This is a genomic window from Kribbella sp., assembly GCF_035687465.1.
Classification (GTDB): Bacteria; Actinomycetota; Actinomycetes; order Propionibacteriales; family Kribbellaceae; genus Kribbella.
On the sequence record NZ_DASRXP010000536.1, the window covers coordinates 1 to 4,347 of the forward strand.

At 66.7% G+C, this 4,347-nt stretch carries 4 protein-coding genes, 1 tRNA gene and 1 other RNA gene; 2 read left to right on the plus strand and 4 right to left on the minus strand.

Features of this window, described 5'->3' with window-relative positions:
- Positions 1-247: 247 nt before the first annotated feature.
- Positions 248-754 (plus strand): hypothetical protein, encoded by a 507-nt coding sequence (locus tag VFG33_RS28305; protein ID WP_325056022.1) that lies wholly within the window; start codon positions 248-250, stop codon positions 752-754.
- Here VFG33_RS28305 and VFG33_RS28310 read toward each other — a convergent pair.
- The 4 genes from VFG33_RS28310 to VFG33_RS28325 form a co-directional block, all read right to left on the minus strand.
- Positions 751-1,815 (minus strand): NAD(P)H-dependent amine dehydrogenase family protein, encoded by a 1,065-nt coding sequence (locus VFG33_RS28310; RefSeq protein ID WP_325056023.1) that lies wholly within the window; start codon positions 1,813-1,815, stop codon positions 751-753. The two genes, VFG33_RS28305 and VFG33_RS28310, sit on opposite strands and share 4 nt — an antisense overlap.
- A 51-nt stretch (positions 1,816-1,866) precedes the next feature.
- Entirely contained in the window at positions 1,867-2,883 is a 1,017-nt protein-coding gene (locus VFG33_RS28315; RefSeq protein WP_325056024.1) for a S1C family serine protease, read from the minus strand.
- 85 nt (positions 2,884-2,968) lie between these two features.
- Complete coding sequence (lucA, locus tag VFG33_RS28320; RefSeq protein WP_325056025.1) at positions 2,969-3,706, minus strand: lipid uptake coordinator LucA; 738 nt, start codon at positions 3,704-3,706, stop codon at positions 2,969-2,971.
- A 97-nt stretch (positions 3,707-3,803) separates the two neighbouring features.
- Positions 3,804-3,889, minus strand: a tRNA-Ser gene (locus VFG33_RS28325).
- Between the two features lie 140 nt (positions 3,890-4,029).
- On the opposite strand from VFG33_RS28325, the gene ffs reads away from it, so the two are divergent.
- An RNA gene (ffs, locus tag VFG33_RS28330) (signal recognition particle sRNA small type) lies at positions 4,030-4,126 on the plus strand.
- Positions 4,127-4,347: the final 221 nt, after the last annotated feature.

The window sequence follows — 4,347 nt, forward strand, 5'->3', positions numbered from 1 at the left end:
CACCCGGATGGCCTTGGCGTCAACGGCGCTCGCCGTCGGGCCGGGGGGCACCATCAGACCCGCGGTCACGGCCATCATCAACACGGTCGCGGTCACGGCAAATCGGGTCAGTCGGCGCACTCGTCTGATTTCGGCCACGCAACGGAGCCTACGTCGCGAAGCGAAGGCCTGACCCGGGGCGCGGACTCACAGCGCAGCCATAACAAGATCAGTGCACTAACCCATAAAGGCGCGTGACGATCGTCACATGAATGAAGTGAGCCTGCGCTGGCGCGTATCGCAGACCGTTGTCGCGATTGCGGCCGTCGTCGCACTCTTCGGGGTCGGGCACGGGCTCAGATTGGGCCACACCGAGACCACCATCGCGTCGGGGCCGCTGAACGCGTTGGCCGACAAGCGGATTGCCCCTAAGGGCCCACCGGCACCGAGCGCGCCTCCGGCCCCTCCGGCCGCAGCCCCGCCCGCCGCAGTACCCGACGTCAGCGATGACGTGGCGCCCGATGACGACACCGACTCCGACGATGACTCCGCCGAATTGGCGCAGGAGCAAGAAGAGGAGGACGACCAGCAACGGATGGACGACGAGCAGCAACAGCAGCAGCAAGCCCTGGATCAGCAAGAAGCAGACGAGTCCGCGCAGGCGGCCGAAGAACAGAACGAAGAAGCTCAGGCGCAGGCCAACCAAGACATCTACCAAGCCGAGCAGAGTGATCCGCAGCTGATCCAGGACCAGCAGCAGTCGCCGGCGAATTAGCTCGTCGGTACGACTCCGCGCGGCAGGATCAGCGGCAGATCGTTGTAGGTGACGATGCCGGGCGCGGACGCCACGACCGCTGGGATGGCGTTCAGTGGCGGCGTCGCCGTCATGATGTGCCCGAGCACCATGAACTCCTCCAGCGTGGTCGCCTCGAAGTCCGGCGGCGGCAGGAAGCCGACCTTCATGGTCACCGTCGGCCGGCCCGCGACCTCGATGACCCAGCCGTCCTGCTCGATCTGCCAGTCGGGCTCGAGCGTCTGGCCCTTTCGCCACCGCAGGGTGAGCTCGACGCGGGTGATGCCACCGACCAAGCCCTTCCAGCTGACGAAGACTCCTGCCACACCACCCGCGGGGATGGTCCACGAGCCCAGGTCGAGATCCTCTGTCGTCTGGGCATACTCGGCATCGCAGCGCACCTCGTCGAGCTCGATGCCCAGCGCGTCGCCGATCATCCGGACCGCCTCACCGAACACGCCGGTGCCGTGGGCGGTCATCGCCTGGAGGTCGGGGTGGTCGATCGGCTGACCGAAGCCGACCGGCTTCTCGGTCGCCGGCGAGTCGTAGAACGTGGTGTCGGCGGCTTCGTTGACGGTGATCTTGTCGACGCGGTCGCAGATGCCCGCCGCCACGATGGCCAGCTGGTTGACGTAGCCGGGGCTGATGCCGGTACCGAACATCGTCGAGCCGCCGGTCTTGCACGCCTCGACGATCTTGTCCCGGCCGGCGCCCTGGTTGTGGCCGGTGATGAACGATGCGGTCGCGACGACGTTGATACCGGCCGACAGGATGCGCGCGAGCTCGTCGACGTCGATCCACATCGGGTTGTAGACGACGACGTCGGGCTTCAGTGCCAGCAGCGCGTCCACGTCGTTGGTGGCGGCGACGCCGAGCGGCTCGATGCCGGCCAGGACTCCGACGTCGCGGCCGACCTTGTCCTCTGACCAGGCGTAACAGCCGACCAGCTCGAGGGTTGGATTGCGGGCGATGGCCGCGACCGAGCTCTTGCCGACATTGCCCGTCGTCCACTGGACGACGCGATACGAAGAATTGTTTGGCACTCGCTCAGCATAGGGGAGCGTGATCCGGTTGCCCGGCCGTTTTTGCCCAACTCAGGACGAGAGCGCGGCCTTGCCGTTGTGCTGTTGGCCGCCGCGGTCGATCCACACGAGGTCGACGACGTCGCCGGGGTAGTGGCGGTCGAGCACGGTGGTCAGCGACGTGGCCGAATTCAGCTGAACGCCATCGATGCTGACGAGCACGTCGCCGTCCAACAGCCCCGCCTGCTGGGCCGGGCCGCCGCGCAGAACCTCGTGAATGATGACGCCGGGCAACCCCTGCTGCTGCTCCCTGGCGCTCACGCCGACGCCGAGCAGCGTCGGCGGTCCGATGTGCACCGAGTCGTTCGGTGCCCCGGACCGGATCTGTCCCGCCACGGCCATCGCGTCGTTGATCGGGATCGCGAAGCCCTTGCCGCCAGGACCCATGCGGAAGTTGAGCGTCGCCGCGGTCGTCACACCGACCACCTGGCCTGCGCCGTTGACCAGGGGGCCGCCGGAGTCGCCCGCCCGTACCGGGGCCGCGAACTCGATCAGTCCGGTCATCTGGTTGGCGGTTCCGGTGAGTTCGTCCTTGGCCGAGATGGTGCGCCCGAAGCCGACCACCTCGCCGGCCTCCTGTGTGAGCGGACTATCCGATCCGCTGGCGTTCCCGAGTGCGACGACGGGGTCGCCCTCGGCGAGCCGTGACGAGTCGCCAATGGGACCTACCGGCAGCCCACCGGCGCCCCGCAGTTGGAGCACCGCAATGTCGTGCTCGCGGTCGTAGCCGACGAGATCGGCCGGGAAGGACTGTCCGCCGACGCTCGCGGTGATGCTGTCCGCGCCCTGCACGACGTGAAAGTTCGTCAGAACCGCGCCGCCGGGATCCAGCACGACGCCGGTTCCGGCACCGATTGCGTGCTGGTAGTTGATCGTGGTGTCGATCCGTGTCACCGCCGGTGCGACCTGCCCAATCGCCACGGTCATGTCGACAGGAACGGCCGAAGCCGGTGCGGGCGCGACCACGGCAAGTGTCGAGCACACGGCGATCACGATGGTGGTTCGCCACCAGGACTGAATCCTGCGCATGCACGACCTTCCGCGGCTAGCTGGAGCGCTATTCCTTAATTCTGACGGGTGATTGCCCCAACTGTCGGAATATTAACCGCGGGCGTTACTCGTCGAGTGCGACGCCGCCGCTCCTGCGCCGGAAACGCGACGTCGACTTGCCGCCAGGACGGCGGTTTCGCAGCTTGCCCTCGGACTCGTCATCGGCAGAGGACGACTCTTCGGCGTCCTTGGCCAGGGAGACCGTCTCCAGCGGCGTATCGGACGGTTCGGCGGCCCCGTCGTCCGACTCGGAGGTCTCGCCGTCATCGACCTGGTCTTCGACGTCATCGACGTCATCGACAGCTGACTCGTCCTCGGACTTGCCACGTCCGCGGCGGGTGGTCTTCGACTTGAGCTTGATGGGTTTCGGCGGCGGCGGCGGCTGCTCGGCCACGAACGCCAGGTAGAAGCCGAGCGCGCCCAACACGGCCAGCCCGGCCGCGGCTCCGTAGATCCCGAACAACCACTGGCCGGCGCTGTCGAGGCTGAGCCAGCTCTCGGCGACGGCTGCGCCGACGATCAGCACGCCCGCGAGCACGTGAAGGACGATCGACCACAGTCGCAGCGACAACGCCAGCTGCGGAGTGCCGAACTCGGGCTTACGTGTGCGCAGCAGGGTGAACACGACTGGAAGTGCGGCGAGGCCGATGAGCAGCCCGTCGACGATGCGCATTGGCATGCCGAGCCTCGGAGTCCAAGCGCCCGTGAGTTCGAACCATCGTGGCAGTACGAAGAAGAAGTAGAGGGCTCCGCCCACAACGAAGAACGTTGCGTGCCACGCGACCGCGACCCAGCGCCGCATACTCCTCCTTGAGTCCGGTTGGTCCCTCGATGGGACGTCCCCCTCGATGTTCGGAGTGCGACCTGGCCGTTCAGCCAGTCGCACCCCGAACCGCGGGCGGAGGATAGGGGATTTGAACCCCTGAGGGCTATTAACCCAACCCGCGTTCCAGGCGAGCGCCATAGGCCACTAGGCGAATCCTCCGCGGGCAATGGTAGCCGAACGGGCTTGGACGCCCCACCAAGCCGCTTGCGGCTGGCACATTCCCCGGTCGCTTCGCTCCTGCCCTCCGATACATTCCCCGGTCGCTTCGCTCCTGCCCTCCGTCCGGGACTACACTCAACCCCCGGACCCCGCGCGGCGTCCATCCTGTGAACTCCCCCAGGGCCGGAAGGCAGCAAGGGTCAACGGGCTCTGCCGGGTGCGCGGAGTCCCTTTATTTCGCGGCACGCTTAATCCGCTGTCTGTGGTGGTTGACTCGCGAGTAACCTGGACCGGTCTTTGTAGCCGAGCCAGGAAGGCGATCCGTGGGATGCCCCGCCAAACGCAGTACGGCCTGATGAGTCACGCTGATCTTGTATCCGAGCACGAAGCTCAGTCGGCGAACTATGCCCAGCTGAAGACACAGAAGCTCACGCTGGATCTAACTCGCGGCAAACCTT

Bases quoted from the DNA above. Each gene is read 5' to 3' on its own strand.
- VFG33_RS28305 (WP_325056022.1), top strand. From the start codon at position 248: ATGAATGAAGTGAGCCTGCGCTGGCGCGTATCGCAGACCGTTGTCGCG.
- lucA (WP_325056025.1), bottom strand. From the start codon at position 3,706: ATGCGGCGCTGGGTCGCGGTCGCGTGGCACGCAACGTTCTTCGTTGTG.
- VFG33_RS28315 (WP_325056024.1), bottom strand. From the start codon at position 2,883: ATGCGCAGGATTCAGTCCTGGTGGCGAACCACCATCGTGATCGCCGTG.